At 38.0% G+C, this 21483-nt stretch carries 18 protein-coding genes and 1 pseudogene; 11 read left to right on the top strand and 8 right to left on the bottom strand.

Annotation, left to right across the window (positions count from 1 at the left end; genetic code table 11):
- Window positions 1-317 precede the first annotated feature (317 nt).
- From CDG59_RS01365 to htpG, 3 genes are all read left to right on the top strand, one after another.
- Entirely contained in the window at window positions 318-902 is a 585-nt protein-coding gene (locus tag CDG59_RS01365) for an OmpW/AlkL family protein (protein WP_005163031.1), read from the top strand.
- Between the two features lie 133 nt (window positions 903-1035).
- Window positions 1036-1386: a lysozyme inhibitor LprI family protein gene (locus CDG59_RS01360; protein WP_087543085.1), complete on the top strand. Its 351-nt coding sequence runs from the start codon at window positions 1036-1038 to the stop codon at window positions 1384-1386.
- Between the two features lie 116 nt (window positions 1387-1502).
- Window positions 1503-3422, top strand: a complete 1920-nt coding sequence (gene htpG, locus CDG59_RS01355; RefSeq protein ID WP_087543083.1) for a molecular chaperone HtpG — start codon at window positions 1503-1505, stop codon at window positions 3420-3422.
- 90 nt (window positions 3423-3512) lie between these two features.
- On the opposite strand, the gene CDG59_RS01350 is transcribed toward htpG, so the two are convergent.
- From CDG59_RS01350 to CDG59_RS01335, 4 genes are all read right to left on the bottom strand, one after another.
- Window positions 3513-4643, bottom strand: a complete 1131-nt coding sequence (locus tag CDG59_RS01350) for a hypothetical protein (protein WP_087543081.1) — start codon at window positions 4641-4643, stop codon at window positions 3513-3515.
- 194 nt (window positions 4644-4837) lie between these two features.
- The gene (locus CDG59_RS01345; RefSeq protein ID WP_087543079.1) at window positions 4838-6280 is read right to left on the bottom strand and encodes a hypothetical protein; all 1443 of its coding nucleotides are present in this window, start codon (window positions 6278-6280) and stop codon (window positions 4838-4840) included.
- 11 nt (window positions 6281-6291) lie between these two features.
- Entirely contained in the window at window positions 6292-6477 is a 186-nt protein-coding gene (locus CDG59_RS01340) for a hypothetical protein (RefSeq protein ID WP_005163017.1), read from the bottom strand.
- A gap of 393 nt (window positions 6478-6870) precedes the next feature.
- On the bottom strand, window positions 6871-7566 hold the full coding sequence (locus tag CDG59_RS01335) for a DsbA family oxidoreductase (protein WP_005163014.1): 696 nt from the start codon (window positions 7564-7566) through the stop codon (window positions 6871-6873).
- A 176-nt stretch (window positions 7567-7742) separates the two neighbouring features.
- On the opposite strand from CDG59_RS01335, the gene CDG59_RS01330 reads away from it, so the two are divergent.
- Window positions 7743-8492 carry a hypothetical protein gene (locus CDG59_RS01330; RefSeq protein ID WP_087537425.1) on the top strand — a complete coding sequence of 250 codons (750 nt, stop codon included), beginning with the start codon at window positions 7743-7745 and terminating at the stop codon, window positions 8490-8492.
- A 58-nt stretch (window positions 8493-8550) separates the two neighbouring features.
- Here the strand turns inward: CDG59_RS01330 and CDG59_RS01325 are convergent, their stop codons facing one another.
- On the bottom strand, window positions 8551-9249 hold the full coding sequence (locus CDG59_RS01325) for a hypothetical protein (RefSeq protein ID WP_087543077.1): 699 nt from the start codon (window positions 9247-9249) through the stop codon (window positions 8551-8553).
- Window positions 9250-9538: 289 nt separating this feature from the next.
- Here CDG59_RS01325 and CDG59_RS01320 point away from each other — a divergent pair, with 289 nt between their 5' ends.
- Window positions 9539-10039 carry a hypothetical protein gene (locus CDG59_RS01320; RefSeq protein WP_087543075.1) on the top strand — a complete coding sequence of 167 codons (501 nt, stop codon included), beginning with the start codon at window positions 9539-9541 and terminating at the stop codon, window positions 10037-10039.
- Window positions 10040-10106: 67 nt separating this feature from the next.
- Here CDG59_RS01320 and fadA read toward each other — a convergent pair whose 3' ends face one another.
- On the bottom strand, window positions 10107-11279 hold the full coding sequence (gene fadA, locus CDG59_RS01315; protein ID WP_005163002.1) for an acetyl-CoA C-acyltransferase FadA: 1173 nt from the start codon (window positions 11277-11279) through the stop codon (window positions 10107-10109).
- 12 nt (window positions 11280-11291) lie between these two features.
- Window positions 11292-13445 carry a fatty acid oxidation complex subunit alpha FadB gene (gene fadB, locus CDG59_RS01310; protein ID WP_087543074.1) on the bottom strand — a complete coding sequence of 718 codons (2154 nt, stop codon included), beginning with the start codon at window positions 13443-13445 and terminating at the stop codon, window positions 11292-11294.
- Between the two features lie 604 nt (window positions 13446-14049).
- Here fadB and CDG59_RS01305 point away from each other — a divergent pair.
- From CDG59_RS01305 to pgsA, 6 genes and pseudogenes are all read left to right on the top strand, one after another.
- The gene (locus CDG59_RS01305; protein WP_087543072.1) at window positions 14050-15114 is read left to right on the top strand and encodes a GGDEF domain-containing protein; all 1065 of its coding nucleotides are present in this window, start codon (window positions 14050-14052) and stop codon (window positions 15112-15114) included.
- Between the two features lie 158 nt (window positions 15115-15272).
- Window positions 15273-16187, top strand: a complete 915-nt coding sequence (gene lpxO / locus CDG59_RS01300) for a lipid A hydroxylase LpxO (protein WP_005162989.1) — start codon at window positions 15273-15275, stop codon at window positions 16185-16187.
- A gap of 71 nt (window positions 16188-16258) precedes the next feature.
- Window positions 16259-16566, top strand: a pseudogene (locus CDG59_RS15405) (hypothetical protein); the annotation flags it as partial.
- A 106-nt stretch (window positions 16567-16672) separates the two neighbouring features.
- Window positions 16673-18472 carry an excinuclease ABC subunit UvrC gene (gene uvrC, locus CDG59_RS01290; RefSeq protein WP_087543070.1) on the top strand — a complete coding sequence of 600 codons (1800 nt, stop codon included), beginning with the start codon at window positions 16673-16675 and terminating at the stop codon, window positions 18470-18472.
- 104 nt (window positions 18473-18576) lie between these two features.
- Window positions 18577-19374, top strand: a complete 798-nt coding sequence (locus CDG59_RS01285) for a thioesterase family protein (RefSeq protein WP_087543068.1) — start codon at window positions 18577-18579, stop codon at window positions 19372-19374.
- Window positions 19375-19479: 105 nt separating this feature from the next.
- Window positions 19480-20067: a CDP-diacylglycerol--glycerol-3-phosphate 3-phosphatidyltransferase gene (gene pgsA / locus CDG59_RS01280; RefSeq protein ID WP_004674390.1), complete on the top strand. Its 588-nt coding sequence runs from the start codon at window positions 19480-19482 to the stop codon at window positions 20065-20067.
- A gap of 226 nt (window positions 20068-20293) precedes the next feature.
- Here the strand turns inward: pgsA and CDG59_RS01275 are convergent, their stop codons facing one another.
- On the bottom strand, window positions 20294-21067 hold the full coding sequence (locus tag CDG59_RS01275) for an IclR family transcriptional regulator (RefSeq protein WP_087543066.1): 774 nt from the start codon (window positions 21065-21067) through the stop codon (window positions 20294-20296).
- Between the last annotated feature and the right edge of the window lie 416 nt (window positions 21068-21483).

The raw sequence follows: 21483 nt of genomic DNA, 5'->3' as shown, positions 1-21483 counted from the left end.
TTCCTGTTTATTATATTAAGTTCTCATTCTATTTTGTAATAAAACTAAATTTATTTAGTTTATACTTTAAAAGATTTATTTTAAATATATATTTAAGCTGGTTAATTCTGATAAAAACACTTGGTTTTCAATTGGTTAATCATAGTAAATTAGTTTGATTTATAAATAATTACATATCTTTACAAATTTATATTGTTGTTAATCAGATATTTGTAAAAATAATTAAATTGGTCGGAATTAATATGTATTGCATAAAATAAAAAGACATGATTATTATTAAATATAGGTTGAAATTTTGATTAAAGAGGTTTTTTTAAATGCTAAAAAAATTATTAGTTATTACATTATTGGGGTTATCATCAACTGCGTTTGCAGGTGGTTTTCAGGTTAAGGTCGGTGGTAGTGTTATTGCGCCAACTGCAGATACAACATTAGCTCCAGGTGTTGTAGTTAAAGGTGATCATGAATTCGCATTTACACCTTCAGTAGAATATTTCTTTGGTGATACGCCTTTTTCAGCTGAGGTTTTGCTTGCTAACCCAATTAATCACGATGTTCTATTAAATGGTGAGAAAGTTGCAAGTGTTCGTCAATTACCACCGACAATCACAGCAAAATATAACTTTAAGAATTCAACTCGATTTACTCCATATATTGGTGTTGGTGGTACAGCCTTCATTGCATGGCACGAAAAGGGCTTAGTTGATGACGTGAAAAATACTTATGGTTTTGCTGGTCAGTTAGGTTTTAATTTCCAACCTGCTGACGCTAAAAACTGGGGTGTATATATGGATGTTCGATATGCAGATCTTAGCCCTGAAGTTAAGTTGGTTAATGGTACGAAGTTTGATTTAGACCTAAATCCTATGGTCTATACTTTGGGCTATAGCTATAAGTTCTAAGACGATTTAGATTTAAAGAAACCTCACAAATCGTGAGGTTTTTTATTTTGCAATCGCAATATAAAACAGATACAAGCTTGAAACAGAGTGTGCGGTAAGCTAAGAACGAGTTTTTAATAAGTTGTGATCGGTGATGAAAAAATTATTAAGCTCAGCATTATTTCTTATGTCATTACTCATTTTATCTCAAACCCATGCCGCCAGTTTCTCATGCAAAGCTGCAAAATTGAAATCGGAACAACAGATTTGTAATGATCGTGGTTTAAATGATGCGGATGTAAAACTGGCAACAACTTACCAAATTATTTTGCAAGCACTACCTATGGGAGGGCGTGATGCAGAAAAAGATAAGCAATTCCAATGGTTGAAACAGCGTAATTCATGTGCAGCAAATACTTCTTGTCTTCGTCTTGCTTATGCACAAAGACAACAGCAATTGGATCAACTTCTACAAACACGTATATTGAGCCAAGGACCATTCTAATTGTTCTTTTGTGCATTTTTTAACTGAAAAAATAAAACACAAGGATTGAAATATTCAAGATATGCACCATTCATAAATCATTCCAAATATATAAGCCTCAAGATAAGGAGTGATTTATGAGTGAACAAGTCGCACAAAATTATAGTTTCCAAGCTGAAGTTGCTCAGTTATTACATTTGGTAACACATTCGCTGTATTCCAACCCAGAAATTTTCTTACGTGAACTGATTTCCAATGCATCGGATGCCTGCGATAAGCTGCGTTTTGAAGGGATTAATCACCCTGAATATTATGAAAATGATGCAAACTTACATGTTCGTGTGAGCTTGAATAAAGAGAATAAAACTTTAACTATTTCCGATAATGGTATTGGTTTGAGCCAACAAGAGGCGATAGAGAATCTTGGTACGATTGCAAAATCGGGCACTAAAGATTTTATGTCCAAGTTAAGTGGTGATCAGAAAGCAGATGCACAGTTAATTGGTCAATTTGGTGTTGGTTTTTATTCTGGCTTTATTGTTGCCGATAAAATCACGGTGGAGTCGCGCCGTGCAGGTCTGGATGCTGCCGAAGGTGTGCGTTGGATCAGTGGTGGAACGGGCGAGTTCGAAGTTCAAACAATTGAGAAAGCAACCCGTGGTACCGATATCATCTTGCATTTACGTGATGATGCACTCGACTATTTAGAGTCGTGGAAAGTTAAACAAATCATCAATAAGTATTCAGATCACATCAGCTTGCCAATCGAAATGCAAAAAGAAATCTGGCAAGAAGAGGAAGTCGCTGAAGGTGAAGAGCCTAAAGGCGGTCAGATGGTGAAGACGGATGAATGGGAAGCGATTAACTCAGCGAGTGCGTTATGGACACGTAGTAAGAGCGAAATCACTGATGAGCAATACATCGACTTTTATAAAAATCTCAGCCATGACTTTGCAGAACCTCTAGCATGGGCGCATAACCGCGTGGAAGGTAGCACTGAATATACGCAATTATTGTATATCCCAAGTCAGGCTAAACAAGATCTGTTTACACGTGAAGCAAAAGCGGGCATCAAATTGTATGTGAAGCGTGTATTCATTTTGGATGAAGCAGACAACCTCATTCCAAACTATTTACGTTTTGTTCAAGGCGTGGTGGACAGTGCGGATTTACCATTAAATGTCAGCCGTGAATTACTTCAAGAAAGCCGTGATGTAAAAACCATTCGTGAAGGCAATGCGCGTCGTGTCTTGACTTTATTGGATGGTTTAGCAAAGTCGGAAGATGAAAAAGACCAAGAGAAATTTAAAGCTTTCTACACTGAGTTTGGTTCGGTATTAAAAGAAGGTTTAGGTGAAGACACGGGTAATCGTGAGCGTATCTTGAAGTTATTGCGTTATGCAACTTCTAGCAATGATGAAATCAGTACTTCTTTTGCCGACTATAAAGCACGTATGAAAGAAGGACAGAAAGCGATTTATTATGTGACTGCGGATAATTTAACGGCTGCGAAAAACTCACCACAACTTGAAGTATTCAAGAAGAAAGGCATTGAAGTTTTACTCATGGCAGATCGTGTTGATGAGTGGGCAATGAATTTTGTCTTTGAGTTTGATGGTACGCCATTACAGAACGTGTCTAAAGGTGCAGTTGATCTTGGTGATCTACAGGATGCGGATGAGAAAAAGGCGCTTGAGGAAGCCGCTGAACAATTTAAACCTGTGGTGGAGCGTTTAAGCAGCTCATTGAAAGACAAAACCAAAGAAGTGCGAGTAACGACACGTTTGGTGGATTCACCAGCATGTTTGGTAACGAGTGAGGGTGAGCTTTCTCCGCAATTGATTCGCATGTTGAAACAGGCAGGTCAGGCGGTTCCTGAAAGCAAGCCAACGCTGGAAATTAACCCTGAACATCCATTGGTAAGAAAACTAGAAAACTCAGCACAGTTTGATGATCTCGCGAATGTGATCTTCGATCAGGCGGTAATTGCTGAAGGTGGCCTACCAGAAGATCCTGCGGCTTATGTCAAACGTATCAACAGCTTGTTATTACAATAAGTGATTTGACCTAAAAACCTCTGCTTCGGCAGAGGTTTTGTATATCTATGGATAACATTTAAGTTATCCACAGTTGTGTTGATATTTTCATCAGAACAACGTTTCAAGACGAACGAAAGTACTCACATAATGATTTCGATCCTCGCGATGATCATTGAAATAGTTCAGATCGCCCTGCACATAAAACCATTCACGCCACAGAGGTTGCCGCCATGAGACAAATGGGCCCCAACTGTTTAGACGTAAGTCATTATTGTTGTAATAGCCACCCGTATAGAGGCCGTAATTAAAATTGTTATGCGCAAAGAATTGGTGTTGGCGGAAAATGCGATTGTCCCATAACAAATCATCATCTTGCTTGTCAGCGTAAGTTAAACTGAATTGATTTGAAAGAAAAGGTTGGTTAGGGCGGGCATGTATCAATTCTAAATTTGTACGCAAATAGTTCTCACTTTGACTACCATATCGATAGATTTGTTCAGCATTAAAGTGGAAATCATTGTGCAAATCCCAATGCTTCTCAGCTCTTAGACGTAAGTAAACATCATCACCAGAACGAATACCAATATCTGCATCTGTATCAAATGGTAGCTTTTTGGAGAAATTAGACCAACGTAATGCAATAGAACCATTGCTGTCACGTGTTTGTTTCGAATCAAGTTTTTTATTTGGATCTTGATTTGGTTGTGTATTGGTATTGGCAATATTGTTTTTAAATTCGTCATCTAGAGAATCATCACCAAAAACTACGCTAAATTTTTTTTCTAAAGTTGGAAGTTTGATTTTTCCTCGAATACGAGGTTTAACTTCATAGTTATCATATTCATTCCAATAATTGTCCAACATAAAACGAATCGTTGCTGAAGCTGGTTTTTCAGGGTCGACATCACCAAACCAGTCATCAATCTTAACCGAGGTTCGATCAGCCCAGTTGCGAATATCACGCTGTTTACGATCAACCCAAGTTTTATTCTCAGTTTCAGTGGTTGGAGGAACAATAGATTGATCAGATTGTTCAGGAAGAACGGCGGGGCTCGCATCTACCCATTTAGGAATATAGTCTAAGAAATTTTCTTGATTTGATATTTCCGCTTTGGGAATATTATTCTCAGTTTGTTCAACCGATTTAGTTGCAGCATTGACAGTTGTTGATAAACCGAATGGAAGTGCAATGAGCGTATATAAAATATATGATGGTACTGTTTGATTTAAAGTCGTCATAGTTAAAACTTATATATTGTTCTTCATTTAACTTTTGATTATTCAAGCAATAAAATCAAGCTAAAGACACAAAAAACAGCAATTTAACAATACGTTTGAAAATTTGAATGAGTATTTGTGAAAATCCACCATGAAACTTGCAATAAGCAATCACAAGTTTGATGGTGGATTAGATGTGTCTTAAAAATGGATATTTAGGTCGCTGAAACATCCGCATTTTCGAGTGCTTGATAGAGATCGTGAACTGAAATTGGTTGAGGGAGACGGCTAATCACTTGACGTATTAATTGCCATGTATAGCCGTCTGCACGATCTAACAATAGATACGGATAAGCTTGATCTTCGCTCGATAATTTTACGCGTTCTGCGCCGTGTAGCACTCTGATTTTTTGACGCTCTTTGAGTAGGATGACTGGCGTCAGAAAAGTCGCTGTTGTTTCTTCAAAAGGAATAAACTTTTGCGTGTTAATAAAGGCAGCAGGAATATAAGGGTAAGATCGCTCACTACGCTGCCAAACTTGATTACCATTCATGATACATTCATTAAATAGTGTTTCATGTTGGTGATAATGTTGTTTAAAAATAACCCAGTCTGTTTGATGAATCGAGCTTGTTTGAGTATGACGTTGGTCTGTATAAGCTTGTAAGATTGTTGCAGCATATTCGACACTATGAGTACCAATAAGGACGACATAATGTGAAAACTGTCCTTGAGCATAAAGCTGTTCAGCAACAAAGATTTGAGCTGTTTGCCAAATAGGTTGAACGTCATTCTCAGCTTTTAAATATAACCAATCAATTTTAATATTTTGATTAATCTCATCGTGTAGCTCTACACGATATAAAGATGGAAATGTTTTAGGATCGATACGCTCTAAGCGACATACGAGTCCATCTAAATTAAAATCTTTTAGTGCAACAGGTTTCGCTTTATTTAGATTTGCAACAGGACGCACATTTTGTCTAAAACTTGGTTTAGGCTTTGCGACCGTTGGAATACTTGGTGTTGGAGTATTGGGTACAGATTGAATTCTTTCCTGAATAATTGCTTCGAGTTGTGCTTCAAAATTCGCAGTTTCTTCTCTCATAGCAGATAATCTGTCCTTGTGAATTGTCTGATTTGAATCTAATGATAAATTTGTTGAAGTTTGATGAATTGGCTCTAAAACAGGAATAAGACTTTTGAGTTCATCATCTGTTTTTATATAATCACTTGTACTCGTTTGAATCCATTCAAGTGCTTGTCGAGTAGATGTAAACCAAGGGCTCTTTATAAAAGACAATGCAGGACGAATAACCCAAATTTGCCAATGCTGTGACTGACGTAAAGCTGCCCATCCCATGTCGCCTGATGCAAATAAAGCATGTTCAACACGCCCCATAAATTTAAATGTTCCACAATAAGTGAGTGCATACCCAAAGCTTTCTAATTCTTCAGCCGAAAATTCTTCTTGTTGAATAAATTCTTTAAATGGAGTGAGTTGTTCTTGAAACAATGGATCGTCACAAGAAGCACAAATATCCTTAATACGTTGCTTTGATTTTGCGATCTCAAAAAGTGAGTTTTTATCGTTGTTTAGCCCAACAATCAGATGTTTGAGCTCATCAACCAATAATGCTTTCTCTAATACGTCCATTGATAGTTTCCTTAGAGATAGGCTTGAGCCTGTTTTAAATAATGAATAAGTACAATATTCACAGCATCATCTAACAGTTTGTATTCAGATGTATTCGTCAAATTATGCTGTCTAGCCAAGGCTACAAGTTGCTCAATACATATTTGTTCGGGTTGAATCTGACCATTTATCAGGGCTTGTAACTCTTGAATTTTCATAACAAAAGAATGTCACTTTATGACGATTATAGAAGAAAAATATGCAAAATCTATAGACTGCAAGTTAGTAAAAAATCTCATTTAGTTATTCCAAATAGAGATTTTGATCATGTTTTGGCTTTCAAAGTATCAACATTTTAAAACAATAAATCGGATAAATAGATCGCACTGGGGAAGTATATCTATAAATCTATCACTTTAGTGTGATTTTAATCACATTTTTTTTAGTTAAAAGTTGATCAATAAAATACTTAGTTTGTTACAGAATTTACCACTAGAGATAAACGGTATGCTTTTTAAGATAATAGGTGACGTAGCCATCACATCTAGTTTGAATAGTTCGCTGCACACAAGCTTCAGACAGTTGCTGAAGCTTGTATTTTAGCAAGCTTGTTAGGGCTTAATTTCGCATTGATCATCGCTACATTGAGCCGCCTCTGTTTGCTGAATTTCTTCTGTAGAAGCAGATTGAGCTTGTTGTAATGCTTGTAAGAAAATCTCACGTGGTTGTGCGCCTGAAAGTACTAGTTTTTGATTAAAAACAAAAAAGGGTACACCCGTTACATTTAATTGCTCATGTGCAATTTTTTCATCATGGCGAACAAAATCTGCCAGTTCATCTGAATTCAATATATACTCGACTTCAGCATGATCCAAACCAATCCGTGAAGCGATTTCTTCAACCACTTCACGTTCACCAATTGCAAGACCTTCAGTCATATAAGCATGAAAAAAAGCTTCTTTTGCTTCGTTACCCAAACCTTTGCTTTGAGCCAAATGGATAATACGATGTGCATTAAAGCTGTTGCCTGAATTGGCTTTTTGCCATTGAAAATCAATGCCTTCAGTCGCTGCCATAGCCGCAACATTACGTTCCATTTCTTCCATGTCAGCAAAGCTACGCCCATATTTCTTTGCTAAGCGTTCCGTATTCGAAGTCTCATGTTTGGCAGGTGCATCTGGATCGAGTTCAAAGCTATGCCAATGAATATCAAGCTCAATTCCTGCTTGTTCAGCAACATGTTCAAGACGCTTTTTCCCAATATAACAAAAAGGGCAAACGACATCTGACCAAATATCTACGCGCATGGCATATCTCTACAATTTCAGTTGATTTGATAATAGGGGCGAAAGTACGAAATTTAAAGCGATGAAAATGTAATGCTCCGTTACGAAAAATGAAATAAAAATCAATTAACAGTCTATGTTTGACTGATTAAGCTTAAAGTCAAAACATAAAAAATATAAATATACTTGGAGGCTATATGCGCCGTTTTTTATTATTTTTAACTGCCGTCGTGATTTGTTTGGGTACATTCTTTTTCTATCAATATCGCTTAAAGCAAAATGCAGCCAATACCGAACAAATGTTTGAAATTGTTATGGCTGAAAAAATGCGTGGGCTCTATGATCAAGCGCAGGATTGGAGCAAGCCTATACAACTCAACGTACATGATGATCGTTTATCTGGTGATTATAAGTTGATGTCCGAGTTTCTACTTAGTTATTGGATGCAAAATGTTGAGGCAAGAAACGCTTATTTAAGACAACTCAAAGCAGCAAATTGGGATACTTTTCTAGATGTCGAACGTTTAGATCTAGACCGTCAAAAAAGTTATCGTGAGACTGAAAAGATGCTTCAGGATGTGCGAAAAATCTCGACTGAATATGGAATAAAGAGACAGAAAATACAGGCAGATTCACTTGAACAAGCAAAAAATCTCGCCATTCATCATGAAATGAGAAAATCTTTACAAGAAAAACTGCAAAATAACCTGAAAACAGACAAGGCGCATGACATTTTTCCGATTGAACAACACGTGATTGAGAAAGCACAAGCGATGTTTGATATGTTAAAAACTGATCCTTGGCAAAGAGAAGATAACAAGATTCTTTTTAAGGAAACAGCACAAGTCAAAAAGTTTAATGCGCTTTATCAAGATGTGCTCAGATTAAATCAGAAGATGGATAAAATTAAGCAAAACAATGTTGCAGTATTAGATGAAGAATTATAATTTCGTGATGCAATGATGCCTTGTATACATCATTGCATGACTGAGTTCGAGCTTAAGCTTAATCAAAGATCTTTTCTGCTGCTTGGAAAGGTAGACTCACCACATCAATCGCCACGGCAAAAGGGAGCAATACCAGTTTTTCCAAAGGATTCATACCTGATTTTGATTTATAACTTTCTTCTTTATTGGTATAGATAGAGATTTGGTAAGGCTTACTTAATGCTTTGAGTGAGCTTAGATTATTTGCAGTAGGATAAACAACACCAGCGAGTTTGATATCGAAACAGAAGCGTTGAGCTTGCATACGTTCATCACTTGAAGAAGAACATTCTCTCGCACCATTCTCAATGAAAAACTCTAAATCTTTTTTGCTCAAGTCTTCTTTTAGTTTTATATATGAAAGGGGGAGTGTGCCTGAAAAATTGCCATCATTTTTTTCAGAATAAAAGCTTAGCTCACGTGTAATTTGAATATTTTTGGGGTCGAGCTTTGTGATTAAACTCACAAATTGAGATCCACCTTGGGTAAGGATATAGCTATTCTTTTGCCCTGCGATTACGAGACTATCTTTAGGTAAATTTGCAGATTGTTGAGCAGGTCTTCCAAATGCAATGACACTATCTTCAACCAAAGTAACCTTGTTTGTGCGAATATAAGCTTTACTGTCTTTGGTAATAAGGGTTTTGGTTGCACAACCTGCTAAACATAATCCTGTAATCGATATTGCTGTAGTCATTTTAATTAGAGTTGAAATCATCCATTTCTCCTAATCGCTTTTTAAAGTATATAAAATAATCAATATTTATAAATTCACTCGAGCACAGTAATCAAAAAAACGAGCTTATGCGAGATTTTTTCCTCTTTTATCTATTCATTTTACAAAGATCAGACACATTGTTTGATTCGCTCATTTTATCTTACGTTCAAAAAAATAATCCTATTTACCGTTTATCAGAGTGATACAGAATTCAATATCACTTTATTGTAGGCTTAATTTATAGCTATTTTTATTCAATGTTTATGGTGAATGATTTTTGGAGCAAGTGATGAACTTTCTAAAACGATCAGCGCTGATGATGGTATTTACTTTGGTTGGATTTTCAGCAGTACATGCCGAAGAGGTTGAAACTTTACCAACCATTCGTATTATGGCTGAATCTGAATTACGTGAAGAAGTTGTAGGACCTACTCCATTTCAAGAAGATAAAAAAGTACGTCAAGCACTTCAGCATCGTATTTATAAAACTCATACTGATATGCAGAATGCAGAAATTCCTGAGAATATTAGTGCAGTTGAATTTGAACCAAAGGTGCAGTCAGGCTTATCTCAAGTTTCACCTGGGTTACAAGAGTATATTCTAGCGGTGGCCTCAGGTTTTCAATCATCTGATCCAACTAATGGTGTATTTAAAATATTAGAGCCACTTAATATAAATCGAAACAATATTGATGGCATTCGTGATGGTTCGATTAAAGTCAATTTGAATGATATTTTGCTATTACAGCAGCAAATTCAAAATGGTTTAAAAGATTTTAGACAACCATAGCTTATATCATTGATTAAGATAAAAATCCCCGCATATAGCGGGGATTTTCTCTTTATCTCAGTGTCGATTAAACACGTTCGATAATGGTCGCGATACCTTGACCAAGACCGATACACATGGTCGCAAGACCGATTTGAGTATCTTGTTGTTCCATCACGTTCAACAATGTTGTTGTGATACGCGCACCAGAACAGCCCAATGGGTGACCTAATGCAATCGCACCACCATTTAAGTTGATGATGTCTTGTTTGTCATAAATGCCTAAGCCTTTCATGACTGATAAGCCTTGAGCAGCAAATGCTTCGTTTAATTCGATCGTTTGGATATCCGCCATCGTTAAACCAGCACGTTTAAGCGCTTTTTGAGTTGCTGGAACTGGACCATAACCCATGATCGCAGCATCACAACCTGCAATCGCCATAGAGCGAATCACAGCACGAGGTTTTAAACCTAAAGATGCAGCACGTTCAGCTGACATCAACAACATTGCAGAAGCACCGTCAGAAAGAGCAGAAGAAGTTGCTGCTGTTACTGAACCACCTTTAGGATCGAAAACTGGTTTCAGCGCTTTGAATGCTTCAAGGTTTGCGTCAGCACGAATCACTTCGTCGATGTCGCAAAGGGTTTTGAAGCCATTAGCATCATGACCTTCAACACCCACGATTTCATTTTTGAAACGACCTTCTTGAGTTGCAGCCCAAGCACGGCGGTGAGATTCAACACCGAAAGCATCTTGCTCTTCACGAGAGATACCGTTCATACGACCTAACATTTCAGCAGTTAAGCCCATCATGTTCGATGCTTTTGCATAGTGTTTAGATGCTTCAGGGTTAAGGTCGATGCCGTGCATCATACCTACGTGACCCATATGCTCTACACCACCGATGATGAAGATGTCACCTTGGTTGGTTGCAATCTGTGCAGCAGCAGTATGAAGTGCTTGCATAGAAGAACCACAAAGACGGTTTACTGTTTGACCGCCAGCAGTTTTTGGAATGTCAGCCAATAAACCAATATTACGAGCAATGTTCATACCTTGCTCTAAAGTTTGGTTTACACAGCCCCAAATGATGTCTTCAACTTCATTGGTATCAAACTGGTTACGAGCAACAAGTGCACGTACTAATTCAGCAGATAAACTGTCGGCACGAACATTGCGGAACATACCGTTACGTGATTTGCCCATGGCAGAACGAACGCCATCAACAATCACAACGTCACGTGGATTTAAAGTAGCCATTCACGTCGCTCCTTAACCGTAGAATTTTTTGTTGTTAGCAGCCATGTCACGCAACATTTGTGGCGCTTCATAAGCTTTACCTAAATGTGCATATTTGTCGCAAAGCGCAACGTATTCAGCAACACCTGTTTGGTCGATATAACGGCATGGACCACCACGGAATGGAGGGAAACCTACACCCATGATCATCGCCATATCTGCTTCAGAAGCAGTTGCAACGATGTTGTCTTCTAAGCAACGAACTGTTTCGTTACAGAAAGCAAGCATCATACGGTCAATGATTTCTTGGTTGTCAAACTCGCGTTTTTCACCAGTAACGAAAGGCGCAATGATTTCGTAAGCTGTTGGATCAACAGTTTTCGCTTTCTTACCTTTCTTATCTAACACGTATTTGTAGAAACCAACGTCATTCTTCTGACCAAGACGTTTTGCTTCATACATCGCTTGGATCGAACCTTTGTAGTCAGGCTTCATACGGTCAGGGAAACCTTCAGCCATCACTTCTGCACCATGTACACCTGTATCGATACCAACAACGTCGATCAAGTATGCAGGACCCATTGGCCAGCCGAATTTCGCCATGACATTATCCACTTGTTGGAAATCCGCGCCATCTTTTACAAGAAGGTCGAATGCACCAAAGTAAGGGAACAATACACGGTTAACTAAGAAACCTGGGCAGTCGTTGACAACGATTGGTGTTTTACCCATTTTCTGAGCAAGAACAACAGTTGTTGCGATCGCTTCTTCAGAGGTTTTCTCACCACGAATCACTTCAACCAATGGCATCATGTGTACTGGGTTGAAGAAGTGCATACCAACGAAGTTTTCAGGACGTTGTAAGTTTTCTGCTAAACGCGTAATTGAAATCGTTGAAGTGTTTGAGGCAATAATCGTATTGTCACGAACATTTTTCTCAGTTTCTGCAAGTACGATACCTTTTACTTTAGGGTTCTCTGTGACAGCTTCGATCACGATGTCTACTTCTTTAAACTCATCGTAGCTTAAAGTTGGACGGATGCGAGCAAGCGTTTCACCCATTTGCGCAGGTTTCATTTTTTTGCGTTCAACTTGTTTAGTCAACAAGCCATTCGCTTCTTTCATACCTAAAGCAAGTTGTGGATTACCAATATCTTTCATGATGATTGGAGTGCCTTTGCTCGCCGCTTGGTAAGCAATACCACCACCCATGATACCAGCACCTAAAACAGCTGCTTGGTTTACAGGATGAGCACCTTTTTCATATTTCTTCGCCGTTTTCTTCACAACTTGGTCATTGATGAATAAACCAATCAATGCGCCAGCTTGTGGAGTAATTGCTGCTTTAGCAAAACCTTGAGCTTCAGCTTTTAATGCGTCATCACGTGTTAAGCTTGCACCTGCTTGTAATGAATCAAGCAATAATTTTGGCGCAGGGTATTGAGCAGGGTTTGCTTTTGCAAGTACCGCACCTTTTGCTGTATTGAATGCCATCATTTGTTCAAGTGGATTCAATTTAATTGCGTCTAATTTTTCTTGACGTTTTGCTTTCCAGTTCAAACGACCAGCAATAGCTTGTTTAACTAAGTCAACAGCAGCTTCTTGAAGTTTGTCAGCAGCAACAACCGCATCTACAGCACCATCTTTCAGTGCAGCAGCTGGCTTCTTAGGATTCGCCATTGCCATCCATTCAACGGCATTGTCGATACCGATTAAACGGCTTAAACGTACGCTACCACCAAAACCAGGATAGATACCGAGTTTGATTTCTGGTAAGCCAACTTGAGCTTGCTCAGACATGACACGGTAGTCACACACTAAGCACATTTCAAAACCACCACCAAGCGCTGTACCATTAATCGCAGCAACTTTAGGGATGTCTAAATCTTCAAAGCTATTGAAGACGTCATGTACAGGCATAAGCCAATCAACAATTGCTTGTTCACCAGCAGCGAAGTTGTCGCCAAATTCAGTAATATCTGCACCCACGATAAATGTTGATTTACCAGAGGTAACAACTAAGCCTTTAATGTCGTTATTGGCTTTAACCGCAGCAATTGCTGCTTGGAAGTCTTCGATGGTTGCACGGTTAAATTTATTAACCGACTCACCTTGTAAGTCAAAGCGGAATTCTGCAATTCCGTCCGCAAGCATTTGGACGGTAATGGCATTGCCAGCGTGGATCATGCCTGATCTCCCTTGTTGTGGAGGATTCTGAGTTGATGTCATAAAGCGTGTATGCGTTAGCGCACACAAAATGCTTTGCTAATCTTACGATAACTATATCCAAAAAGGACATAACAAGTTGTATCAAGCCGTGACGCTAGGGTCATCTATTCTTTTAAAGAATTTATTTCTAAGGCTTGTATAAAAATAGAAAGCTATTTTTTCCTTTAAAAACAGTGAAAAGTTTATTGATTTTAGTCATGTGCTTATCGGTTTTAAACGTAAAAATTGTATTAAGCAACCCATAAATCATTTTTAAATTCGTATATTTTTTATTAGCATATTTAAGCTTTAAGTGAAGTTGCTAAAGTTATGGCTTATTTATTGCTTTATTATAGATATAGCGAAAGCAATATTTTGTTGTTAACTCTTTGTTAGAAAAAGGATTTTGAAAGATTTTTTTTGTTTTTAAAATGAGACATAGTTTGATTTTATGACAAAAAATGTTAGTTATAGCTGTTTTTAGGGTTTATATGAAAACGAATAGAAAAATAATTATTTGTTGATGATGTGGTTGGGAAGCTGAATAAAAAAACAAACCTGTTTAGGGAAGGCTGGGTAAAAGATGAAACCAACAGACCAAACATTGATGAAACAAATGCATATTTCGATTGAAGAAATTGAATATCGACGATCTTTGCTTAGTTTAAGTCATCAAGAATTACAGCAGTTGGTTGACTTAGGGGAACAAATTGATCTTGAGTATTTACTTGACCAAGTTGTGATTACCTTTTATCAACAGCAAACCTCGATTTCGGAGATTGCTTCACTGATTGGCGATATAGACACTTTATCTCGGTTACAACATGCACAACGCCAATACTTGGTAGAACTTTTTTCAGGTAATTATGATGCCAATTATGTCAATAATCGATTGAGAATCGGTTTAGTGCATAAACGAATTGGTGTCGAACCCAAATTATATTTATCCGCCGTCTATCATCTCAAAATCATGCTGATATCAATGATTCAACAACAATTAGGCGATACAGAGAATTTTCATCAAATACGTTCTACTTTAGAAAAGTTATTTATGTTTGATATTTCGCTGGTTGTAGAAACCTATGTGTGGAGTTTGGTCAGTGAGTTGAAGGCGTCTAAAGAAAAAATTGAGCAATATGCTTCTGTGTTAGAAGATCGGGCTCAGCAAATGGAAGCTTTATCTCAAACTGATCCGCTCACAGGACTATTAAATGTGAGACATTTAAATCGTATTTTAAATTCGACAATTTATGCGGCTGAACGAAGTTTAGAACCCGTTACAGTCGTATTTATTGACATCAATGATTTTAAAATCATTAATGATAATTTTGGGCATTCTAAAGGTGATCAAATGTTAAAAGTTGTAGCGGATGCGATTCGATTTGTTGCACGTTTGGATGATCATTGTTTTAGATGTGGTGGAGATGAGTTTTGTATTGTGTTTCCACGTTGTACTGAAGCACAGGCACTCGAAAGTTTCGTTCCAAGATTACTACAGTATGTTTATCATATTGAGCCGAGTATTACTTTGAGTATCGGTGTAAAACAAACAGATCATGTTGATGGTTATTTAGATGCATCTACTTTGATTCATGAAGCTGATGCAAAAATGTATTTGGTCAAAAAACAGCAAAAAATAAAAAAATAACAATTTTTATTAGAAGATTTATTTTTATATATACATGATATTTATTGTTTATTTTATCTAATGAATCAAGTGGAAAAAATTGTTGAACCAAAATTGGCTAGAAATTAAAAAAGACGATGATAAAATTCCGAGATTCATTTTTTTGGTCGATTTTTTCAATGGTTAAATGGATCATTTTAGCGATTTTTATCATTTCAGCTTTGTATATTCAACGACGCGGTAAAGTAAAACATTCGTTTTATCGTCAATTTTTCGATCATTCAACGATTCTTGCACCTATAAACTTTTTAATGTACATGTTTTCTAAAGTACCGAATCAACCTTATATTGATACGCAGTATTTTAAAGATTTAAAAGTTTTAGATGAAAATTGGGAAATGATTCGAGACGAAGCCAAAGCTTTATATGACAAAGGTGGGATTAAAGCTTCAAGTAGTTATGATGACCTCGGTTTCAACTCCTTCTTTAAAACAGGTTGGAAACGTTTCTATTTGAAATGGTACGACTCGGCACATCCATCTGCTGCTGAACTTTGCCCAAAAACAACCGCATTATTAAAAACGCTTCCAACAATTAAAGCTGCGATGTTTACTGAGTTAGCACCAGATAGCCGTTTAGTTCGCCATCGTGATCCTTATGCGGGTTCATTGCGTTACCATTTAGGTTTGATTACACCAAATGATGATCGCTGTTTTATTGATGTTGATGGTCAGCGATATTCGTGGCGTGATGGTGAAAGTGTGGTGTTTGATGAAACCTATATCCATTATGCGGAAAACACGACGAACCAGAATCGTATTATCTTTTTCGCTGATGTAGAACGCCCATTAAAAACCCGTTTTATGGAAAAGTTTAATCATTGGTTTGGTAAAAGTGTCATGACCGCAGCCAGTTCACCTAATGAGGCAGGCGATCAAACAGGTGGCTTAAATAAAGTCTTTGGTTATGTTTATCAGTTTCGTTTAAAAGCCAAAGCCTTAAAAGCAAGCAATCGTGGTTTATATTATTTTTTGAAATGGTTCATCATGTTAGGGCTATTTTTCTTAATTTTTATTCGACCTTATGTATTTTAAGTCTGAATGAGATCAACGCCCGAAAGGGCGTTTTTTTATAACGATGATTTAGTTATTTATTTGTTTATTAATGTTGGCAAAAACAAGTTCAGTTGAGTACTTAAGATTATATTGAATCTTATCCAACCCAAAATCTGTCGCATCTAAGTGTAGGAAGTAATATTATCCGCAAAGATATTTGGCAAAATGCAGCTTGGACAATACTGAGTTTAATTTAGCAGACACTCGGATTCGCCATCAGTCTAGGGAATATTGGGGTTTTTAGCATACAGCTAGAGAAGTTAATCCAATCGCTCCAACGAATGAACTAGCCTATGATTTCTTTCATGAGTCTGCATTTAAGAGCGCTGATCAAGTATTGAGTCGAGTTTTTAAATGATAGGTGTTATTTGAGTTATTGAATTGATGCATTTTGGCTCAATTGACTTGAAATTGATTTATGCAGACTACATCATCGAAAGCATTACTGATGATGAAAGTCTGCTGTGAATCCAAACGCGCGTGAACATATTGAAAAAATCCTGACTCATATGACTCAATTGCCTGGTGTTTATAAAATGCTCGGCAAAGATGGAGAGTTACTGTATGTCGGGAAAGCCAAAAACTTAAAGAATCGTGTATCCAGCTATTTTGTTAAAACGATTGACCATCCTAAGACACAGGCTTTAGTCGCGCGAATTTATGACATCGAAAGTTTGGTTGTTCGTTCTGAAACTGAAGCATTATTACTTGAACAAAATCTGATTAAATTACATCGTCCGCCATACAACATTATGCTGCGCGATGATAAGTCGTATGTGTATATCTTTGTCTCGGCAGACAAGCCCTATCCCCGCATTGCCAGTGGGCGTGGCAAGGGCAAGCATCAGGTCGGCAAGTTTTTTGGGCCTTATCCCAGTGCCTATAGTGCTAGAGATACGCTGCTTGTATTACAAAAATTATTTAATGTGCGCCAATGTGAAAACAGTTATTTTTTACAACGTAAACGCCCTTGTTTACAGTATCAGATTAAACGTTGTACAGCGCCTTGTGTCGGTCTGATTAGCCCTCAGGACTATAAGGAAGATGTGGACAATTCAATTCGTTTTTTACAGGGTGATACCAAAGAACTCAATCAAGAGCTGATTGGAAAAATGGAACAGGCGGCGGAAGCTCTTGAGTTTGAAAAAGCCGTATTTTATCGTGATCGCCTCGCTTTATTGCGCGAGGTTCAAGCACAACAAGCAGTATTTAAGATCAAAGGCGAAGCCGATATTTTGGCGATTGCCTATCAAGCGGGTGTGACTTGTGTACAAATCATGCATGTTCGTAATGGACGTATGCTTGGTGGAAAAAGTTATTTTCCAGATATGTTGGGAGATGATTTGGCGCAAATGCTGAATGATTTTATGGCGAATTTCTATTTCCAAGTGGCGGATGAAGTGCCATCAGAATTGATTGTAAATGTAGATATTCCCGATCAAAAACAATTAGAAGAAGCATTACAGCAAAGCTTCAATAAGAAAGTTCAAATCAAGCATAAAGTGCGAGAGACTCGGGCTGAATGGCTAGAACTGGCACAAATGAATGTGCAACATGCCATTAAAGGCAAACTGAGTAATCATTTGGAATTGAACGAGCGTTTTCATCAACTTGAACAAGTGGTTGGGCGTCCGATTGATCGGATTGAATGTTTTGATATCAGTCATACCATGGGTGAAGCACCGATTGCTTCTTGTGTGGTCTTTGATCAGGGCGGTGCAAGAAAGCGAGATTATCGTCAGTTTGCGATTCAGGATATTACGGGCGGTGATGATTATGCGGCGATGCGCCAAGCGTTGATACGCCGTTATAAGAAAAATATGTTACCTGATCTACTCTTGATTGATGGTGGTAAAGGGCAGTTGCATATGGCGATGGAGGTCATGCAAGAATTAGCGCTTGATGCTTTTATGATTGGTGTTTCTAAAGGTGAGGGACGTAAACCGGGATTAGAAACGCTGCATTTTACCGATGGGACTAAGATTCAATTACCCGAAGACCATAAAGCTTTGCACCTCATCCAACAAGTGCGAGATGAAGCGCATCGTTTCGCCATTACCAAACATCGAGCTAAGCGTGATAAACGCCGTAGTAGTTCAGTTTTAGAGGCTATTCCTGGGCTAGGGCCAAAACGCCGTCGTGATCTACTCACTCATTTTGGTGGTATACAAGGTGTTTTAAAAGCTTCAGAAAAAGAGTTGATGCTTGTACCCGGTTTGGGTGAAGTCATGGCGAGAACGATTTATAAAATTTTGCACGAATAACTTGACCGATTGGTTCAATCTCTCAATGACTGATACGTCAATGATCATTCACAAACAGATAAAAACATTTGAAGATAAGATGGTTTGACGATTAAGGAAAGATAATGTCACTGCTTCCGCTGTATCAACAGGTTGAACATCAAGAGTGGATTGATATTCCCTCAGGATGGTTACAAGGTCGCACCGTATTTGGCGGTTTAGTTGCAGGATTATTAATCCAAAAGGCGCAGAGCGTGGTTCATGATACAACAAAGCAGTTATTGAGTTGTAATGTGACCTTTGTTGGTCCTGTGCAAGAAGGGCAGGCTAAACTCACGGCGGAGGTGTTGCGAGAAGGTAAATCGGTTACAACCTTAGAAGTGCGGTTATGGCAAGCAGATACTGTACAAAGTATTTTAATAGCAAGTTTTGGTTCGCAGCGTGAATCTCGGATTCATGTGCAAAATCTACCGCAAATTCCTGATTATCCATTGCCTGCGCAGTTGGAAAAAACGGCTTATATTGAAGGCTTAATGCCACAATGTTTGCAACAGTTTGAACTATGTTGGGCTGAAGGTAATTATCCAATGTCTGGTAGCAAAGTACCTGACTTTGGCGGATGGTGTCGTTTTATTCCTCAGTTGCATCCAAATCGCGAAATGAAATTGGCCGATCTATTTGGATTGATGGATGTGTGGCCACCGGGTGTGTTACCAATGTTTAAAACCCCTGCACCTGCAAGCTCATTAACTTGGCAGATTACCTATTTGCAGCCGATTGCTCATCAAGTACAGGATTGGTTCAAATACAAAGTAGTGACTGAATATGCTGAACATGGTTATTCAACCGAGTATGCCTATCTTTGGGATGATGAAAATCGACTGATTGCGATACTTCGACAAACAGTTGCCGTTTTTGCCTAGTCGACACTGCCGTGCATTTCGTATAAAGTTGCTTACACATGGATACAATCTCGGCACATCCTTTGTGCGACATGCATATTTGATGCGAACAACATGGCGGTGTTTATGAGCACAGGGCGAATCCTGAACATTCCTAATATTTTAACTTTGGCGCGTATTGCCCTTATTCCCGTGTTTCTGGCAATTGCTTATTGGCCGCCTGCCATTGGGATTGCTGAGCATCATGGGGGAATGATGCGACATCTGATATTGACTGCAATCTTTGTTCTTGCAGCAGTGACGGATTGGTTCGATGGTTATTTAGCTCGGACTTTGAATCAGACTTCTGCTTTCGGGCGTTTCCTTGATCCAGTCGCCGATAAGCTTATGGTTGCGGCGGCATTGATTGTATTGGTGCAATGGCAACCGACGATCTCAATGGCTTTTGCTGCAATTGTGATTATTTCGCGTGAAATTACCGTATCTGCGCTGCGTGAATGGATGGCTGAATTAGGTGCACGTACGAGCGTTGCAGTCTCGACTGTGGGTAAATATAAAACTGCTTTCCAGATGATTGCGATTAGTGTGTTCCTGTTGAACTGGAAACCACTGGAAATGTGGGCCTACGCTTTGCTTTATGCGGCAGTGATTTTGACGTTGTGGTCGATGTTTATTTATATGAAAGCTGCTTGGCCTTATTTGAAGCAGCCTTAACGATTTTTTGTATAGCCATATAAATGAAAGCCTTTCTTTTGAAAGGCTTTTTTATGCCTTTCGATAAGAACTGGTCAAGAAAAAAGCCCATAACAAAGATGGGCTTAGTTCTCTGAGGAAAGTCATACTCTTTTTAGGAGGGTATGCTGAAGAACATAATCATAATATGAGAATATATTGCTATTTACAACGGATAAAAATGTAAATATTTTTTAAAATTCTCAATTCAGTTTGACTGATTTTCGGAAAGTGTTGCAAATTTATGTTCAATTTGCCCTGCATTATTTTGCAAGATCTCGATCAGTTTTTGAATATTCAAGAAATCAAAACGATTTTTTGATGCTACTAGCGTGAGTGCAATCGGTGCTTCTTTAGTAGAAAAGCGAATTGGCACGGAAAGACCACATACCATTGGATCAATCTCACCCTGCGATAAATAAAAGCCTTGTTTTTTAATTTTCCGCATTTGCTGCATGAATTCGTCGAGGCTATGGGCAAAGCCTACCTGAGCAAGCTCCTGAGTAAACTGATGATAATAAGCTTGAATATGTTGCTTGGAAAGATGAGCAATCACAATTTTGGGTGAAGCACCTACATAAACAGGGCGTGGACAACCTCTTCCGTAAGAGATAAGTTCTGCTTCTTTAAAGGTTTCATGGTGTAGATCAATACAATAATCATGGTTTAAATAGGTTAATAAACAACAGAGTTCAGTACGATCTACGATATCACGCATAAAAGGAATACTGATCTGAACCAATGGATCGGTACTATGAGAAATATAATCAAGAACGGCAATTTTAGAGCCTAAAGTGTAGTCTCCTGATGTACCACTAATGCGTTTTAAAATATCTGTTGAAACAAGTTCTTTAAGATAACGATAGGCTGTGGGTTTTGAGAGACCAAGCTCATCACAAATGATATCGACATTGATAATCGGACGTGAAACTGAAAATAAATCCAGCACGGTGAGAATTTTACCAAAACTCGAAATTGCCATGATGCGTTGTCTACTCCTTAAAAATAACGTGAAAATCGAACTTTTATTGCTTTATAACAGAAAAGCCTGAGATCGTGTATGGACTTTTAGCTCGGAATATTTTTCCTCGACCAATTAAGCCTTGAATTGAGAAAAAATATGGCTTTTATTGAAAATATTTTAAATTAAAATGAAAAATTATCAAATAGTGATAATTTATGTTGACTAATTTGCTTTGTTTTGAAAAAATTATAGATGTAGTGTCTTCATTGGATAATGAAATTCGTTAAATTATCTCCATTTGCTCTAGACACTATGCCTTGCTCCCCATAATCAGCTTTTTCTTGTCAACTGATTTGATACTCCAAATTGGTGTAACTTCGTGCCACATTGTCATGTGTCATTAGATCAGGCTGACTTAGAATTGAGACATATTC

This window comes from Acinetobacter sp. WCHA29 (assembly GCF_002165335.1).
Taxonomy (GTDB): domain Bacteria; phylum Pseudomonadota; class Gammaproteobacteria; order Pseudomonadales; family Moraxellaceae; genus Acinetobacter.
The sequence above is the reverse complement of the archived record's forward strand: the minus strand, read 5'-3'. Positions and strand labels throughout refer to the sequence as shown.